This is a genomic window from Clostridium cavendishii DSM 21758 (genome assembly GCF_900141845.1).
In the GTDB taxonomy this organism is placed as follows: Bacteria; Bacillota; Clostridia; order Clostridiales; family Clostridiaceae; genus Clostridium_AG; species Clostridium_AG cavendishii.
The window spans coordinates 221,895-240,746 of the sequence record NZ_FQZB01000006.1 but is presented as its reverse complement, the minus strand read 5'-3'; the positions used below and the strand labels follow the sequence as shown (position 1 = coordinate 240,746).

14 protein-coding genes are annotated in these 18,852 nt (G+C 29.6%); 8 read left to right on the top strand and 6 right to left on the bottom strand.

The genetic code is table 11. The features are described from left to right. Positions 1-258: 258 nt before the first annotated feature. Positions 259-4,671, top strand: coding sequence for an InlB B-repeat-containing protein (locus BUB01_RS06850; protein WP_072985956.1), 4,413 nt, complete (start codon positions 259-261; stop codon positions 4,669-4,671). A 159-nt stretch (positions 4,672-4,830) separates the two neighbouring features. Here BUB01_RS06850 and BUB01_RS06845 read toward each other — a convergent pair whose 3' ends face one another. From BUB01_RS06845 to BUB01_RS06835, 3 genes are all read right to left on the bottom strand, one after another. Continuing rightward, the gene (locus BUB01_RS06845) at positions 4,831-5,478 is read right to left on the bottom strand and encodes a CatA-like O-acetyltransferase (RefSeq protein ID WP_072985955.1); all 648 of its coding nucleotides are present in this window, start codon (positions 5,476-5,478) and stop codon (positions 4,831-4,833) included. A gap of 254 nt (positions 5,479-5,732) precedes the next feature. Then, positions 5,733-5,975: an AbrB/MazE/SpoVT family DNA-binding domain-containing protein gene (locus tag BUB01_RS06840; RefSeq protein ID WP_072985954.1), complete on the bottom strand. Its 243-nt coding sequence runs from the start codon at positions 5,973-5,975 to the stop codon at positions 5,733-5,735. 152 nt (positions 5,976-6,127) lie between these two features. Then, entirely contained in the window at positions 6,128-7,366 is a 1,239-nt protein-coding gene (locus BUB01_RS06835) for a diaminopimelate decarboxylase family protein (RefSeq protein ID WP_072985953.1), read from the bottom strand. 104 nt (positions 7,367-7,470) lie between these two features. Here BUB01_RS06835 and BUB01_RS06830 point away from each other — a divergent pair, with 104 nt between their 5' ends. The 5 genes from BUB01_RS06830 (at position 7,471) to BUB01_RS06810 (ending at position 15,546) form a co-directional block, all read left to right on the top strand. Next, positions 7,471-8,790, top strand: coding sequence for an aminotransferase-like domain-containing protein (locus BUB01_RS06830; RefSeq protein WP_072985952.1), 1,320 nt, complete (start codon positions 7,471-7,473; stop codon positions 8,788-8,790). Positions 8,791-9,114: 324 nt separating this feature from the next. After that, on the top strand, positions 9,115-9,954 hold the full coding sequence (locus BUB01_RS06825; RefSeq protein ID WP_072985951.1) for a hypothetical protein: 840 nt from the start codon (positions 9,115-9,117) through the stop codon (positions 9,952-9,954). Between the two features lie 167 nt (positions 9,955-10,121). After that, positions 10,122-12,818: an FAD-dependent oxidoreductase gene (locus tag BUB01_RS06820; RefSeq protein WP_072985950.1), complete on the top strand. Its 2,697-nt coding sequence runs from the start codon at positions 10,122-10,124 to the stop codon at positions 12,816-12,818. A 235-nt stretch (positions 12,819-13,053) separates the two neighbouring features. Further along, positions 13,054-13,611: a hypothetical protein gene (locus BUB01_RS06815; RefSeq protein WP_072985949.1), complete on the top strand. Its 558-nt coding sequence runs from the start codon at positions 13,054-13,056 to the stop codon at positions 13,609-13,611. A 192-nt stretch (positions 13,612-13,803) separates the two neighbouring features. After that, a complete protein-coding gene (locus BUB01_RS06810) occupies positions 13,804-15,546 on the top strand; it encodes a S8 family peptidase (protein WP_072985948.1) in 1,743 nt (580 codons plus the stop codon). A gap of 30 nt (positions 15,547-15,576) precedes the next feature. On the opposite strand, the gene BUB01_RS06805 is transcribed toward BUB01_RS06810, so the two are convergent. From BUB01_RS06805 to BUB01_RS06795, 3 genes are all read right to left on the bottom strand, one after another. Then, positions 15,577-15,768: a hypothetical protein gene (locus tag BUB01_RS06805; protein ID WP_072985947.1), complete on the bottom strand. Its 192-nt coding sequence runs from the start codon at positions 15,766-15,768 to the stop codon at positions 15,577-15,579. A gap of 358 nt (positions 15,769-16,126) precedes the next feature. Continuing rightward, positions 16,127-16,426 (bottom strand): DUF4190 domain-containing protein, encoded by a 300-nt coding sequence (locus BUB01_RS06800; protein ID WP_072985946.1) that lies wholly within the window; start codon positions 16,424-16,426, stop codon positions 16,127-16,129. Positions 16,427-16,444: 18 nt separating this feature from the next. After that, positions 16,445-16,909 carry a hypothetical protein gene (locus tag BUB01_RS06795; protein WP_072985945.1) on the bottom strand — a complete coding sequence of 155 codons (465 nt, stop codon included), beginning with the start codon at positions 16,907-16,909 and terminating at the stop codon, positions 16,445-16,447. 344 nt (positions 16,910-17,253) lie between these two features. On the opposite strand from BUB01_RS06795, the gene BUB01_RS06790 reads away from it, so the two are divergent. After that, positions 17,254-17,937, top strand: coding sequence for a DUF5680 domain-containing protein (locus BUB01_RS06790; RefSeq protein WP_072985944.1), 684 nt, complete (start codon positions 17,254-17,256; stop codon positions 17,935-17,937). A gap of 18 nt (positions 17,938-17,955) precedes the next feature. Continuing rightward, positions 17,956-18,825, top strand: coding sequence for a methionyl aminopeptidase (locus tag BUB01_RS06785; protein WP_072986044.1), 870 nt, complete (start codon positions 17,956-17,958; stop codon positions 18,823-18,825). Positions 18,826-18,852 lie beyond the last annotated feature (27 nt).

Sequence of the window (18,852 nt, the reverse complement as noted above, 5' to 3'; positions counted from 1 at the left end):
GAAAAGTTATAAATAGCAAAAAATGTTTTTATTATATAAAAATCTGTAAATATTTACAATGGCTCAGTGGACTTGTAGAATAAATAAAGTAAGTTGTCTTAGAAACTATAGACTTTGAATTTTTGGCATAGTATAATTGGTTATAACGATTTTGTCGAAACATAAGTTTTTTTGTAAAAAACAAAAAATCGACTTTTAAATTTGAATTTTAAACTTATATTGTTTAAAAAATATTTTATATTAACAAGGGGGCATTAAATGAAGAAAAATGTGTTTAAAAAGATTATGGCATTTTTATTGACATTTAATATGTGTATTGGAATTATACCAGGATTTAATCTTGAAGCTAGCAAAGTGTATGCTGTAGCAGATCCTAATGATAGTAGAACTAAATTTGATAAAACATTTTTTGGGAAAAGTGACTATGACCATAACTCAACAAAAGCACCAGGGGATGATTATATTGTTTCTCCTCATGGACTTGCTAAGGATTCATTAGGAAATCTCTATACTGTGGAGCAGTGGGATTCAAGTAGTAGAGTACATAAAATAAGTCCTACAGGAACTCATATTGCAGTATGGGGCTCCAAGGGAACTAATAATGGACAATTTATTTCTCCAAGTGGAATCGCAGTAGATGATTCAGATAATATTTATGTTACAGAGCTTAATGGGCATAGAATACAGAAGTTCAAAAGTGATGGTACATTTTTAGCATCTTTTAATTCATGGGGTTCATTTCCAAACCAATTATCAAGTCCTAATAGCGTAGCTGTTGATTCATCAGGAGCTGTATATATTGCTAATACAGGTGGAAAATCTGTTGTAAAGTTAACTTCAGATTTAAACTATAATAAATCATGGCAGTGTGGTGATAATCCTGCTACAATTTTTGTGGACAAGAGTGATAACAAAATATATGTAGGTGAGCAATATTTAAAGAAAGTATATATGTATGATACTAATGGGGTTGCTCAAGGTAGTATTGATACAGTGGATGGTGTAACGGCTATATATGTAGATTCTTCTAAAAATATATATATTGGTTGTAGAGATAATAAAATATATAAATATGGGCCAGATCTTTCACTTAAATATTCATGGAGTCCTATGCAAGGTATACCTTATGGTTTTTATATGGATAGTAATGGAGATATGTATGTTACTATGGGAGATAAAATTGTTAAGTCTAGACTTGCAAGTATAAATAATAATTTAAGTTCACTTACAATAGATGGTCAAGCTTTAAATCCTGTATTTAATAAAGCTACAACTGATTATACAGTTAATGTAAGTGAAGACACTAAAAGTATAAATTTAACGCCAACAGTTGAGGACTCAACTGCTACAATTAAAATAAATGATATCCCTCATACAAGTGGTACAGCTAAGGCTTTTACAGTTGGTTTAGGTGATAATCCGATTAAAATAACAGTAACATCAGAAAATGGAGAGGAAAAGTTTTATAATGTAATAGTTAGAACAACTATACCACCGGACAGGAGGATAGTTAAACTTAGTGATGGAGGATTTTATTTAGATGGTCCACAAAATAATGAATTATATGTGGGTGATGGTGCAGAAAGTTCTTTGAAGTTTAACCTTAATGTAATTCCATACGAAATACTTGATGCATCATTAAATATAAAAACAAATATGTCATGGAGTGCTATAACACCAGGAGTAGCATTTAATTATAATTTATATGGTTCAAGGGATAATTCATGGACGGTTGGATATACAAAGCCAATAAATAGAGACTTTCCTATCTTTGGGAATTACTTTGACGATAGAACATCAGATTACTGGAAAAGTTTTGATGTAAAGGACTTTGTGAGAATGCAAAGTTATACGCCTGATAGGCTATGTAGTTTTGTTATGAGTTCATCTTTAGTAGGGCAGTATATGTGCATATATGGAATGTCAAATGATGTATCGGATAGACCATATCTTTATATACGAATTCCTGCAATTGATAAAACAACGATAAATTTTGATAAAAATGTTGCAAATGCGATTGATATTCCAACTCAAATTATAGTAGATGATGTGTTAAGTAATATAAAAAATGGAGATATATCATTAAAAGAAAATACTGATTATATTGTTAGTGGAAATACAATTACATTTAAAAAAGAATATTTAAAAACACTACCTACTGGACAAACTAATTTTACAGTGAATTTAAGTAAATGTACGCCTCAGACAATTTCAGTTAATATTAATGATACAACACCAGCAGCATTAAATAGTACAATAAGTCCAAATACTGCTAGTTTTGATAAGAAGCTTTCAGCACAAGAAGATGTAGAAACAGTAATGACTTTAAATGGAAATGATTTAAGTGATATACAAAATGGACAAACTAAATTAATAAGCGGTATAGATTACGAACTAAGTGGAAATAAAGTAATTATAAAGAAAGAATATCTTGCAAAACAAGAAGTAGGAACAACTAATTTAACATTTAATTTTAGTGCAGGAGTTAGTCAAAATCTGGCAATAAAGGTTGAAAAACATTGTATAGTGACATTTAAAGATTTTGATGGGAGAATAATTAGTACCCAAGAAAATATAGAATACGAAAAATCAGCAACTGCACCGACAAATCCAGTAAGGGAAGGCTATACTTTTACAGGCTGGGATAAGGCTTTTGATAGTGTAAAAGAAGATTTAGTAATAAATGCTCAATATGAAATTAATCACTATAAGGTAATTTTTAAAGATTATGATGGAAGGCAGTTAGGTACTGAGCAAAGTATAGATTACGGCAAAGGGGCAGTTGCACCGACATCAATAGCAAGAGAGGGATATACTTTTGTAGGCTGGGATAGGAATTTTAGCAATGTATCAGAAGATTTAGTAGTTACTGCTAAATATGAAATTAATCATTATAAAGTAACATTTAAAGATTTTGATGGAAAAACAATTAGTACCCAAGAGAATATAGAATACGGAAAAGAAGCAGTTGCACCAACAAATCCAATAAGGGAAGGATATACTTTTGTAGGCTGGGATAAGGATTTTAAAGATATAAAGGAAAACTTAGAGGTAACAGCTAAATATGATATCAACCATTATAAAGTAACTTTTAAGGATGATGCTGGGAATATAATAGATACACCTCAAACAGTAGATTATAAAAAAGCAGCTGTAGCACCTACAGTACCAATAAAAATAAATTATAGTTTTATTGGATGGGATAAAGAATTTAATGAGGTAAAAGAAGATTTAGAAGTAAAAGCTATGTATGCCATAAATAAATATACAGTAACGTTTAAAGATTTTGATGGAAATGTAATAGGTAAAGAGCAAACAGTGGAATATGGTAAAAATGTTACTGCACCTACGGCACCAACTAAAGAAGGATATACTTTTATAGGTTGGGATAAAGAATTAAATGTAATAACAGAAAATTTAGAAGTAAAAGCTAAATATGAAATAAACCATTATAAAGTAATATTTAAAGATTATGATGGAAGACAAATAGGTAAAGAGCAAACAGTAGATTACGGAAAATCAGCAGCTGCGATTACAGCACCAATTAAAGAAGGATATAGTTTTATTATGTGGGATAAAGCTTTTAATGTTGTCAAAGAAGACCTAATAGTAAATGCTATATACGGAATTAATTATTATACAGTAAAGTTTAAAGATGATAAGGGTAATTTAATAGGCGAAGAGCAAAGGGTAGAGTATGGTAAATCGGTAGTTGTACCTGAAGCTCCAAAAAGAGAAGGCTATACTTTTATAGGTTGGGATAAGGATTCTAGTAATGTAACAGAAGATTTGGTGATTAATGCGAAATATCAAATTAATCATTATAAAGTGACATTTAAAGATTTTGATGGAAGAATAATCAGTGATCAAGATAATATAGAATATGGAAAACCAGCAGTAGCTCCAGAAAATCCTAAGAGAATAGGCTATAAATTCTCAGCATGGGATAAAAAGTTTGATAATATTACAAGTGATTTAGTAGTCACTGCAAAATACGATACCGGATATACTTATGATATTCCAGTAGCTACAGAGGCTAAAGGTAAAAAAGAAACTAAATGTGATATTGGATATTTTACTAGTGGAAAAAATACAATAGTAATAAAAAATGAAATAGCTAATTTAGTAGTTCCAACTAATATAATAACTCCACAAGATATGCAAGGAGTAGATTCTGTTAAGATATTACAAAGTAATATAGATGAAAAAACTAAAAAAGTATTGCTTCAAAAATTACCAAATGATATAGGTAACATATTAAGAGTACTTGAACTAAATGTAAAACTATTTGATAATAAAGATAATTTTATTAAAGACATACACACATTTGCCAACAATCAAAAAGTAAAGATAGGTATAAAATTAACAAGTGAAGAGCTTAAAAACTTAGATACTGGCAAACTTTCTATGTACTATTATGATGAAGAGAAAAGAGAATGGGTAGAATTAGGTGGAAGTTTTGATAAAAATTCAATGGAATTTGTTTACTACACACCACATTTTACTAAGTTTGCTATAATGGAAAAACAAACAGTTGCTTCATCAGATAATAAAGATAAAATAAACAATTTATTACAAACAGGATCACGTATAGATACAAATGTATTACTAGGTACAGGATTAATCCTAATATTAGCAGGACTTTTTGTAGTTAGAAAGAGAAAATCATAATAAATAAAAATATTAAAAATTTGCCTTCCTACTTTTTGTTTAGGAAGGCAAATTCCGTTTGTTTTTATATACTTCTTATTGTTTATTAAGTGTTTTATACTGATATGCAGTAGTATTTTAAGAGATAAGCTTTCTGAAAATATAAAATAAGACATAATTTTATTTTAAATATAGTTCTGGATTTGATACTATTTTTGCTATATCTGAAAAGAATAAGGAACAATGATATCCATCAGCAACTGCATGATGAACTTGAATAGTTAATGGGATAATAACCTTATCATCTTCTTCAAAGAATTTTCCCCATGTTACCATCGGAAATAAAAATGGAGTACTACCTTCATTATTTACATTAAAAGATGTATAACTAAACCAAGGTAAGCAAGAAACAATGAAAAAGTTATTTTGAAATTGTGTAGTAAAATTAGTATTTTTTTTATAGGTATCTAAGGAATTTGATATATCTTCATAGAAGTTTAAAAATATATTATTAAAGGATGTATACAAATCAGCCATTACTTTAGTTTTATCATTTAATACAGAATAGCTCGGTCCAATTTCATCAAAAAAGCCTAATCTTCCATCTTCATCAAAGGCCATTTTAAATTCTTGATGATTATTTATAGCTCTTGAAACAATCCATGTAAAGGTAGGATAAAATCTTAATTTATTAGTTTTTATGTAATTATAAAGATTTGTGATATCAACATTAGCAGTTATACTGTATGTACATTTTGCATTATTAAAAAAGTGATTAAAGCAATCCTTTCTTTCCCAAGTATTCATATCAATTATATTAAAACACATGTTATAAATCCTCCATATATGCAATTTTTGTATACTATAGTTTATTTTTACTAAAGTTTTATTATATAAGTATACTATTACATTTTACATTAGAAACATATTATGGTTCAATTGTAGTTATTCACAAATTTGCGTATAATAAAGCAGATAGGCTAACTTACTATGAATTTCATATTAAGTTAGCCTTTTATAACTGTATTAGAATGTTATAGTAAAGAAAATATGATATAAATTAATTATTAAAAATTTAATCTTTAATATGATTTTAAATTTTTATTACATTCCTCACAAATATAAATTTCTTTAAACAAAGTAAGGTTTTTCATATTTCCACAAAAATTACATCCAGGAGAATACTTTTTTAAGAATAAAGTATTTTCGTCCTTAAAAATTTCTAAAGAATCACCTTCATTAATAAAAAGTAATTTTCTTGTTTCTTTAGGGATTACTATTCTCCCTAATTCATCAACTTTTCTTACAATTCCTGTTGATTTCATTTTATCATCCCTTTCGTTTTTTATTAAAACATCATATGACAATATTAATATATAAACTTTCAAAGGGAGTTACAAGGATGATATTTTCAAGTTTTGTTAAATATCTACCAGAAAGTTCAATAAAATTTTTAAAAACTTTATTCTAAATGGTATCAAAATCTTAAAGTGGAAAAATAATCATCTGGTGTTTCTGAACGGCGAATCATTTTTACTGAACCGTTTGTACAAAGCAAAAGTTCGGCAGGTCGAAGTTTTCCATTGAAATTATGGCTATGAGAATAATTGTATGCACCAGTATCATGAAATACTAATATGTCACCTTTTTCAATATAAGGAAGAGGTCTATCAGTAGCAAATCTATCTCTGTCTTCACATAATGCGCCTGTTAAATCATATATATGATTACATTCGTTATTTTCTTTGCCCATTACAGAAATATGATAATAATTATTATATCTTAAAGGACTCATGAAACTATTAGTAGAAGCATCAAGGCCTATAAAGGTTTTATAGGTGTTTTTTATATGCAAAACCGAGGAAACAAAATATCCATAAGGGCCTGTCATATATATTCCAAGTTCAGTGACTAATGAAATTGGATCGAGTCCAGCTCTTACAATAGTTTCATCATAGGACTTTTTTATGGAATAACTTATTTCTTCAATATCAGCAGGAGAATCTTCTTCTAGAAATGGAATACCAAGGCCACCAGCTAAGTTTATAAAATCAACTTTTATTCCAGTGTTTTTGTACAATTCTACTACATATTCAAAAAACTTATGAGTGTTAATTTCAAAATATTTAGGATCCTTCTTATGACAGCCAAATTGATAATGTATTCCAAAATGTTTTACTCCTAATTTTTGAAGAGATTTAAAGCCTTCATAAATTTGTTCTTTTGTAGAGCCAAATTTGCTATCTTTAAGATTCAAAATAACTTTATCTTGATATTTTATGGACTCACCAAGGTTAACTCTACAACATATAGTTTCAGGTATACCTGCACAATTATTTAAAAAGTCAATATGCGAGGTATCATCTAAATTAATGACAGCACCTAGATTTTTAGCTAACTTATATTCCTCAGAGGTTGTTACATTAGAGGTAAACATTATATCCTCATTTGAAAATTTGCATAAATCAGCTAACATTAGTTCTGCTAGGGATGCACAATCCACTCCACATCCTTCTTCTTTAAAAATCTTTAAGAGAGATGGGTTTGGGTTAGTTTTAACTGAAAAATATTCATGATAACCCTTATTCCAAGAAAAAGCCTTTTTTAAATTTCTAACGTTTTTACGAATTGCCTTTTCATCATAAATATAAAAGGGGGTTGGAAATTTTGATATAATATTTTTAAGTTCATCATATGAAAATGGAATTTTGTTCATTTTATATTACTCCTTTTTGTTTGTGATATAATAATTTTAATGGAAACAAAATGAAGAAACTATTATAGAAATTTGAATGTATACCGGTATAGGTGGGGGAAGACATGAGATATAAATATGAAGAGGTTATTGATTTAATAAAAGAAAATATTTATTCTGGAAATTATAAACCGGGAGAAAAATTGCCATCAATCCAAAAATTATCGAAAGAATTAAATTATAATACTGATACGATAGTAAAAGCTTATAAGCAGCTAGAAGAAGAGCACTTAATTTATGTAGTTTCCAAAAGTGGTTATTATGTAATGAAAAATGAAGATAAGATAGATAAAGATAAAAAGATTATAGATATGTTAAATATATACCTACCTGATAAAATTAATCCATATAAGGATTTTTATCATTGTATGGATAAAGCAATCTCAATCTATGGAAAGAAACTTTTTGAATATTCTTCACCAAAAGGCATGCCTGAGCTTATTAATGTTTTAGTTAAACACTTAATGGACTTTCAAATATTTACTAACTCAGAAAATATATTCATAACAAATGGCTCTCAGCAGGCTTTATATATTCTTGGTGCCATGTCTTTTCCAGGAGGCAAATCAAAGGTTCTACTTGAACAACCTACTTACTCTGTAATGCTAAAAATATTAGAAAATGCTAAAATACCTGCTATTGGCATTAAGAGAACTCAGGAAGGTATAGACTTAAATGAACTAGAAACAATATTTAAGCAAGGTGATATAAAGTTTTTTTATATAATGCCAAGATATCAAAATCCTACTGGCTTTTCTTACAGTAATGTACAGAAAAAAGAGATTATTAGGTTAGCAGAAAAATATGATGTATATATTTTAGAAGATGATTATCTGCTAGATCTTGAACTAAATAAAAAATCAGATTCAGTGTATGCAATGGCAAATGGTGGAAGATGTATATATATTAGAAGTTTTTCTAAAACCTTGCTTCCAGGCTTGAGATTAGGAATGATAATACTTCCGAAGGAATTACAACAAAAATTTATAGATTTTAAATACAGTATAGATTTAAATACATCTATACTTACACAAGGGGCACTTGAAATCTATTTAAAAAGTAATATGTATAAGTTTCATGTAAGAAGGACAAGAGAATTTTATAGAAATAAAATGGAAGTTTTAAAAAAGTTATGTGATAAAGAGTTGAGGGATAAAGTAAGTTGTTATATACCTGAAACTGGTCTATATGCGTATATAGAGACAAAAGAAGTAGCCTCAGAAATTCTTGAAAAAAGTCTTTTAAATAAAAGGGTATTAGTAAGTAGTACAAGAAATTGCTATCTTAAGGATTTTAAATATAATGAAGGCATAAGATTATGTGTATCTAATGCAAGTGATGAAGACATAAGGAAAGCAGTTAATATCATAAAATTATTAGTCTAGGACCATAGAACAGTTTGCAAAAGATAATCTTAGTCTATGAAGAGTTATTTATAGGGATGATTATTAATGAATATAAATAAAATTATAGAAAACCTTCCTACTGGTTTTGTAGGAGGGTTTCTTTTGATGAAATTTAAATAAATATAAATTATTTCTAGATATATAATCTATTGAATATAACTTAACATTTAGAAGAAATTGAAAGAAAATGTAAGATAGATATTGTAAACGATTAATTATTTAGTTGTTTTTGATAAACGTATGTAATATTCTATTAACATAGGAAGATTTTGTTAATACGATTTGAAAGAGAGGACTTATATTATGAATATTCCTGTTTGGCATTATGTAGTTTCAATGTTTGTTTATTTTATTTTTCTATTAGTTATGATTGAATTTATGAAGGAACATTATAAGTTTTCGGCTGTCTTCTGGGTTGCAGCATTATTTACTTTCCCAATCTGGCTTATGGGAGGGGTTACAGGATGGTTTCGATGGGCAAAAACCTTTAGTGCTATACTTCCACTTGCAATAGGTGGATTCTTCCGTTTAGCAAATCAAGAGCAGTATCAAGGAAAGTTTTGGGACTTTATGAGGAAGGACTGGATAGTTTGGTTTGTATATTGTGTATTATTTTTAAATATTGTTGAAGCTACATTAAAAGATGTTGTTTTAGGAAATTATGCAAATGCACTTTGTGGCTTATTATTATGTGTTACTATTCCATTTCCAAATGGAAGAAAGTTCTTTAAGTTAAGCTCAGAAGATAAGAGTATGTATATAGCTTATACCACTGCAGCGTGGAATTTCTTATATACAACTTGGAACCTATGCTTTGTATATGGTGAAACTGGTAAATACTTTGCAAGTTCTATATGTATACTAATGGCAGCAGAAATATATCCAATTATTAAGAGAAAGCCTGAATTATATATATCAGCTCGTATTTATACATTATCAGCTCATGTATTAATTAGAGCTTGTTTTCCTAACTTATTCCCAGCCGTAATGGATGCATCAACATGGATGAATCAAGATGTATTATATGTATGGGGAATAGTTAATGCTATACTAATAATTCCTTATACTTTCTGGTATATTTGGCAATTACACACTGGTAGGGCTGAACAAAGTTTCAGTAGAGGTAAAATCAAAGCAATGTAGGTATTATTTTAAATTATATATAAAATTAATAAGTATAAAAAAACAAATCTTCCTATAAAAATATATAAGATTACAGATAATAAACAATGTTAAATGATATAAGACAGTTAGGGGAATGAAATGTGAGAAGGTATTAGAATAATAACTTTACTTGAGGGGGAATAAATATGGCAAAAGAAAGAGTACTGGAACTTGCAAATAAGATTAGTAAGACAAAACGTGGTTCAAAGTCAGAAATTACTGAGAACCATCCGGAATATAAAGTGCTAGAACCTGTTGTGACAGAAGAAATGGCAGAAGTAGCACTTTGTCTTGAATTTCGTAAACCACAAAGCGCAGAGGAAATAGCAGCTCTTTGCGGTAAGTCTTTAGAAGAAACATCAAAAATTCTATGGGATTTATCTATTGCAGGTGCTTGCCTAGTAGGTAACAAAGATGGTGTTGATAAATATTGGCTTGAAATTTGGGTTCCAGGCCATATGGAACTTATAGTTAATCATCCACACAAAGAAAATATTGAGAATTTCACTCAAATAGGCAAGGCTTTTGATGAATATGGAAGAAGAAAAGCACCTATGGCTGCAGGTATTTTTCCTGTAGGAAAAGGTCCTATGCGTGTAATTCCTATAGAAACAGCTATTGAGGGAGAAACAAGAAGGGCATCTTATGAAGAGATATCTAAATACTTAAATGAAAATACAGTTTTTTCAGTTTCAGATTGTTCTTGTCGTACAGCAAGAGAAGCCATGGGAGAAGGTTGTGGACATTTAAAAGAAGATATGTGTATACAACTTGGAGATGCTGCTGAATATTATATACGTACAGAGAGAGGTCGCAAGATTACAAGAGAAGAGGCTTTTGAAATTATAAGAAGGGCTGAAGAAAATGGACTTATGCATCAAATACCAAACACAGATGGTTCAGGAAAAACTCATGCAATTTGTAACTGTTGTGGTTGTTCTTGCCTAGCTACTAGAAATGCAGGAATGTTCTTACACAATGATTTTGTACGTTCAAATTATATCTCACAAATAGATACAGAAAAATGTGTTGCCTGTGGAGAATGTGTTGAAGTATGTCCTGTTAATGCCTTAAAATTAGGTCAAAAGTTATGTACTAAAACGCCAATTATAGAAGAGAAAAGAGAAGACTTTCCATACAATATTGAATGGGGCCCAGATAAATGGAATGTTGATTATAGAACTAACAGAGAGAATGTTGTTAAGACTGGTACAAGTCCTTGCAAAACTAATTGTCCAGCTCATATAGCTGTTCAAGGATATATTAAGCTTGCTTCTCAAGGAAGATACAAAGAAGCACTTGAGCTAATAAAGCATGAAAACCCATTTCCAGCAGTATGTGGTCGTATTTGTCCAAGAAAATGTGAATCAGCTTGCACAAGAGGTGATATTGATGAACCGGTTGCTGTAGATGAAATTAAAAAGTTTATAGCAGAGCAGGATTTAAAAATTGAACATCGTTATATTCCAAAGAAGCGACATGAATATGGTAAAAAGATAGCTATTGTTGGAGCAGGACCGTCAGGGTTATCTTGTGCTTATTATTTAGCTATTGATGGATATAAGGTAACTGTATTTGAAAAACAAAAAGTGCTTGGTGGCATGTTAACATTAGGCATTCCATCTTATAGATTAGAGAAGAATGTAATAAATGCTGAAATAGATATATTAAGAGAACTAGGTGTAGAATTCAAAACTGGTATAGAAGTAGGTGAAGATATAAGTATAAATGATTTAAGAGTTCAGGGTTTTAAAGCCTTCTATTTTGCAATAGGTGCACAAGTTGGAAGAATGCTTGGTATAGAAGGAGAGAATGGAGAAGGTGCTATGACTGGAGTTGATTTCTTACGTGAAGTTAATTTAGGAAATAACATTAAGTTAGATGGACAAGTAGTTGTAATAGGTGGAGGTAACGTAGCTATAGACGTTGCAAGAACTGCTACAAGGGTTGGAGCATCTAAAACATCTATGTTCTGCCTTGAATCAAGAGAAGAAATGCCTGCTTTAGGAGAAGAAATAGAAGAAGCTTTAGTTGAAGATATAGAAATAAATAATTCTTGGGGACCAAAGAGAATTCTAACTGAAAATGGTAAAGTAGTTGGAATTGAATTTAAGAAATGTATCGCTGTTTTTGATGAAAACAAGCGATTCAGTCCAAAGTTTGATGAAAATGAAGTTAAGGTTGTTAAAGCAAGCTATATATTAATTTCTGTTGGACAAGGAATAGACTGGGGCAAGCTTTTAGAAGGAAGTCAGGCAGAATTAAATCCAAATAAAACGATTAAAGCAGATTCATTTACTCTGCAAACAGGAGAAAAAGATGTATTTGCAGGTGGAGATGCTATGACGGGGCCAAGATTTGCAATAGATGCAATTGCCATGGGTAAGGAAGCAGCAGTTTCAATACATCGTTATGTTCAACCAGGACAAAGCTTGGTAAATGGCCGTGACAGAAGAGCTTATCATGAATTAGACAAAGAAAACTTAAAACTTGAAATTTGTAATAATATGCCGCGACAAAGATTGCTTAATGTAGATGGAAAGAAATCAAAAAAAACCTTCAAAGATTTAAGACCTACTTTCACAGAAGAGCAAATGAAAAAAGAAACAGAACGTTGTTTGGGTTGTGGAGCTACTATTAGAGATGAATATATGTGCATAGGTTGTGGGGCATGCACAACTAGATGTAAATTTGGTGCTATATCACTTGTTAGAAAATATGACGAAGAGGGTGTAGAGCTAGAAAAACTTAAGCCCATAATAATTAAAAGTATGCTTAAACGTAAAGGTAGAATCACAGCTAGAAAAGTAAGTAAATTTTTTAAGCCTGATAAGTGTAGATAGAAGATAGGTCCACCTTCCTAGGAAATTCGTAGGAAGGTGTGATATTTTATTTACCAAAATATTAATTTATGGATTTTATATTGACAAATAGAGGACTAAGAAAATTAATGAAGAATATATCTAATAAGGGTAATATTTCCAAAATGGATATATACGCTTCTGATTTTCAAACTAAATTGAGGACACCATTACTAGGTGACACAATTAATCGTGAAAGAATATAGGGGGCATAGCTATGTATATAGACGATTTTTTTAATTATGCATGCGAGGCAATAAAAGAGGAAGAGGATATCCTAAATCAGCTTTTTGAAAAGAATCAAAAGTTATATAAAAAAGAACATAACGGCATATGCATAATGTACGAAACTACATATGTATATATAATATTTAAAAAATTGCTTTCAAAGAGCTTTGATTTGAGAGTGTCCTGGGAAGAACCGTATCCTAATGCTAGATATCTACATTCAGATATAGGTTTATTTAGAGACAATGATTTAGTGGCTTTAATTGAATTCAAAATATGGGTTCAAAATAATGATAACAACATAAAAGCAGATATAGCTAAGCTTAAAGGAGTTAAAGGAATAGATAAATATATCTTCATTATAACTTACGGAGGAGAACATAAGGCTAATATAAAATATTTAATGGAAAGTAATAAGAATGAAGTAACTATAATAAGAACAAATACGGATATAAAGACTAAATTTTTCTATTGTAAAGAGCAAAGATTTATAGATAATAATATAACAATATTATTAATGAAAGTTAAAGAGCAGGAAGATGTATAGGTATATCGAGTTAAAAAGTAATAGTGTTTTTGAATATTACAAACTAATATATATATTAGTAAAAGAATATATTATAAATGATGAATAAACATTTATTCGGAGGAGATTAATATAAACAATAAAAAAGATTTTAATATTAATAATAGAGGAGAAATAAATCTACAAAGTTTATCAGATGAGCAATTTTTCGCATTGTTAGATGTAGTTTACACAATAGTTGATTATAAAGGAGATATAGTTAGCGAAGTAAAGAAAATTCCTAATGCGAGAGTAGCTATTATAGACAAAAATCATGCAATATTAGCAGTATTAGGAGATAGAGATGAAGTAACTGATAAACTTTTTGATGTAATAGTTTATGTAAATCCTAATTCGCTTTATACATTATGTGATATCTCACCAATAGATGCATCAGGGGCATCTATTTTTCATAACAGTTTTTACCTGCCTTTAGATGGTTCAGGGGTTATTGTAGGTATAATAGATGTTGGAATAGATTATTTAAATGAAGAGTTTATTAATGAGGATGGGACTTCAAAGATTATATCCATATGGGATCAAAATATTGTAAGTAATAAGAAACCAGCGGGTCAATTTGTAGGAACGGAATATACTAGGGAGGAAATAAATGCTGCAATTAAAGCTAAAAGTGAAGGAAAAAATCCTTATGATATAGTTCCTTCAAGAGATCAAATAGGTCATGGCACTAGTATGGCATCAATAATAGGAGCAAGAGGGGTAAATCCAGAACTTACAGGAGTAGCACCAAGATGTGATTTAGCTATGGTAAAGCTTGGGCCTAGTCCAGAAGCATTAAGGAATAGCTATGGGGTATATGGTGATGTGCCTACTTACTCGAATACTGTTATATTTCTAGCAATAAAATATTTGTATGATCTTTCAGTTAGAGTAAAGAAACCTATAGTAATACTCATACCTTTATCCGGAAATGAAGGTGGACACGATGGATTAACAGTCAATGAAAGATACATAGATGAAATTTCAAAATTTAAGGGAATAACAGTAGTTGTACCAACTGGTAATCAGGGAAATACAGATATACATGTATCAGGGCGAATATTAAAAAAGGGTGATACTAAAAATATTGAATTAAAGATATCTAAAGATCAAAAAAATATAAATTTTCAAATTTGGGTTAACAAGCCAGATAAATTTTCCTTATCAATTATTTCACCATCAGGAGAAATAATTGAGAGAATACCACCTAGTTTAAATAAAGTAAATCCAATTAAGTTCCTATATGAAGAGACTGTAATTAATATAAAATATGATATTCCAGAAGTATTAAATGGTGATGAAAAAATTACCATTGATGCTAGAAATATAAAAGAGGGGATTTGGATTTTTAAGCTTATAGGGGAACTTGTTGTAACAGGAGAATATAATGCTTATCTGCTTCAAAGAGAGCTTTTAGCTCCAGATACTAAATTTCTAAATCCAGATCCATATAGAACATTGACCATACCATCAACTTCATCTTATGCTATATCAGTTGGATTTTATAATCAAAACAATAATTCTGTTGTACCTGAGTCTGGAAAAGGATACACAAGGGATAATAAGGTTAAGCCAGATTTAGTTGCAGGAGGAATAAATGCTGTTACAGCTTCTATATATAGTAAAAGTAGAGTTATAAGTGGTTCAAGTGTGGCTGCTGCTGTTGTGGCTGGTTGTACAGCACTTCTATTTCAATGGGGAATAGTTAATGGAAATGACACAGCTTTATATGCAACAAAAGTAAAAACTTATTTAATATCTGGAACAATAAAACTTGAGGAAACCGAATATCCCAATCCTAATTGGGGATATGGTTTTATTAATATGAAACAACTCTTTGATAATATTAGATTTATATTTGAGGAAAGTAGAGAAGAGTTTTTCATAGGTGAGTTATTTATAAGATTACCTGTATAAGACAATAAACATATTTAATATTAAATATGTTTATTGTTTTTCATTAAATTCTTTTACAAAGCCCTCTAAAAGCATTTCTCTTGCTTTAAAAACAACTTCGCTTTTTGATAATTCATCCCAAGAACAATAATTAATTTCTATATTTGATAATTCACCTATAATGTTATAAATTTCATCTAATAGTTCCTTTTCTGATTTTTCATCTTTTTTTTGAATAGACACTTATATCACCTCAAATTATAGTTTAACACAATTAAATGTCCAATATACAGTTTCCTTATATATTAAATTACAATAAAAAGTACTGAATATTTAAATGTATCAATACCTAAAAACTCTACAGTTATTGATATATCTAAATAGTTTTGCGATGAAGTTTTATAATAACTTATAGCATTTTTATGAGAAATATAATATATTAGGTGCAAAACATATAAGAAATCATTCAAATTAATATACTCTTTTTACAGTAGGTTTTTAAAATAATAAAATTGTTTTTAGTGAAAGAGTATATAAATTTGAAAAAATGATTTCTTTTTGAGTATATATAACCATTTACTACAAAATGTGTTAGATAACGTTAAATTAATTTTTCACTAAGTATTATTAGTAGTAAAAGAAGTGTACCAATCAATAAACCTAATATAGATGTGATTATTCCAGCAATAGCAAGATTTGAACCATCACGTTTTTTTACAAGGCTAATAATTCCTATAATTATACCTATAATTCCAGTAATTATAGGACATATAACTGCCCAGCAAAATAGCAAAGAAAGAATGCCAAAGACTAGGGAGGTTATTGATAAACCATTCCCTTTCCTTGGAAATTGATTAGTTACTACTGCTTTATTTGATTTAGTAATATTATTTGAATCCATAATTCTATACTCCCAAAACTAACTTCTTAAAATAACTAAAGCAAATAAAAGTATTATTTGTAGAATGGAACAAGCAATAAAGCTTGCAATTACAGCACCTTTCTTTTTACTTAAATCAAATTGAATATAAAGTGTACTCATTAAAAGTCCTATGAGAAGGCTAATTATTCCAGAAAGTATCATACCACCTAATGTACTGATTCCTACAAGTATCCAAATCCAAGATGATACACCATTTAGTGGCTTATATTCTTCATGGCTTCCAAGAAATGAACCATTTACTGCTAGGTCAATTTTAGTACCAACTACAACTAAATTACAATTTGTACTACCAAAAGAAATTTCATAATCAATTACATTAAGAAACATATTTGAAGATTTTACTTTGTGAGTTTCTCCATCTACAATAATTTTATTAGTAAAACCTTTCTTATATTTTATTTCATGTTTTATTCCATCTGCTTCAATTTCCCACGTTTTCATTATAACATCCCCCTTAAAAATAAGTATATTCTGTGGAATTATATCATAAAGTTGCAATATATCTAATACTTTACAAATTTTATTATGATACATAGGTTATATCGTTGGCTTTTTTGTAAAGTTAAGCATAATTAGTTGAAACAAGGGTGGGGATGATGGTGTATTGTACTGATGAACTCTTATCTATTTAATAATATTTTGAATAAATTAAAAAGAATTAATAAAATAAGAGGTCAGATTATGCCCTTTTATTTGCAAGCTACTTATAGTTGTCAACTTTGCTACATTCAGTTGGTAGAAGTATACTAATAATGATAGTATACTGATTTTAGAGGTGAGTGAGAATGAGTTTTCAGGAACAATTGCAAGTATTAAGAAAATCAAGGGGATTATCACAAGAGAAATTAGCTGAAATCATGGGGATTTCAAGGCAGGCAGTTGCAAAGTGGGAAATTGGACAATCATATCCGGATATTGCAAAACTAATTACATTGAGTGATTTTTTTAGTGTTAGTATTGATAAATTAGTTAATGATTATGAAGAAAATTGCCATTTGTGTATAGAATCTAGTAAGGTCAATATTATAAATGAAGAATTGATAGATTTTTTGTGCAGGGCTAAGAAATCCACATATGCTGGAAATGGTTCAGAATGTAAAGCTTCAAGGCCTAGTTCACATGATCTTGAATATGTAGAAGATGAGTTTAAGTATATTGACACATATTTAGGGGGAGAACAATTTTCAGGAGAAGAGGCTGTGTGGAAAAATGATATTCCATTATGGTCAATGAATTATGTAGGTAGAATCTTAGATGATGCATTCTCAGGGAAATTTTTAAAGGAAGTTTTAAGTTTAGTACCTAAAGAGAATCCTTATCGTGGACCAATTATGTATGAAAAAGGTCAATATAAATATCATTGCATTATTAATGGAGAATTTGAGTGGTTCCAAGGGTATGAGGAAATTTATTTTAATAATATCAAAGTTTATGAATGCTTTTTTCATGGTGGAGCAGTCAAATCATAGATGAATGGAGAAGCTATTATGATGTTAAGTAGAAATGATATTTGTTGGTGTGGAAGTGGTTTAAAATATAAGAAATGCCATTTAGAATTTGATGAAAAGTTAATAAGTTTAAGGAACAAAGGATATATTACACCAAACAGAAAACTCATAAAATCTAAGAAACAAATTGAAGGAATAAGGGAAAGTGCAAAGATTAATAATGGCCTTCTAGATTTAATTAGCGAGAACATTAGAGAGGGTATGACAACACAGGAAATAGATGATTTAGCATATAATTATACAGTATCTAATGGAGGAATACCAGCGACTCTCAATTATGATGGATTTCCTAAAAGTATTTGTACATCAATAAATAATGAGGTATGTCATGGAATACCAAGTAAAGATGTAATACTTAAAAGCGGAGATATTATAAATGTAGATGCAACAACAATATTTAATGGATATTACTCAGATGCATCAAGAATGTTTATGATTGGGGAGGTAAGTGAAGAGGCTAAAAAATTGGTTAATGTAGCTAAGGAATGCTTAGAAATAGGATTGGAAGCAGTTAAACCTTGGGGATTTTTAGGAGATATAGGGGCTTCAATTCAAGAATATGCAGAGAGTAAAGGATATTCAGTAGTTAGAGATTTTGGAGGTCATGGGGTTGGATTAGATATTCACGAGGAGCCATTTGTAAATCACTTTGGGAAAAGAGGAACCGATATGATTTTAGTTCCAGGGATGGTATTTACAATTGAACCTATGATAAATGCAGGAAGTTATGAGGTATTTATAGATGAAGATAATGGATGGACTGCTATTACAGAAGATGGCTCTCTTTCAGCACAATGGGAGCATACAGTTCTTGTAACTGAAGAAGGTGTAGAGGTGATTTCAAGATAAAGATTATATAATATATTTTGTATATTA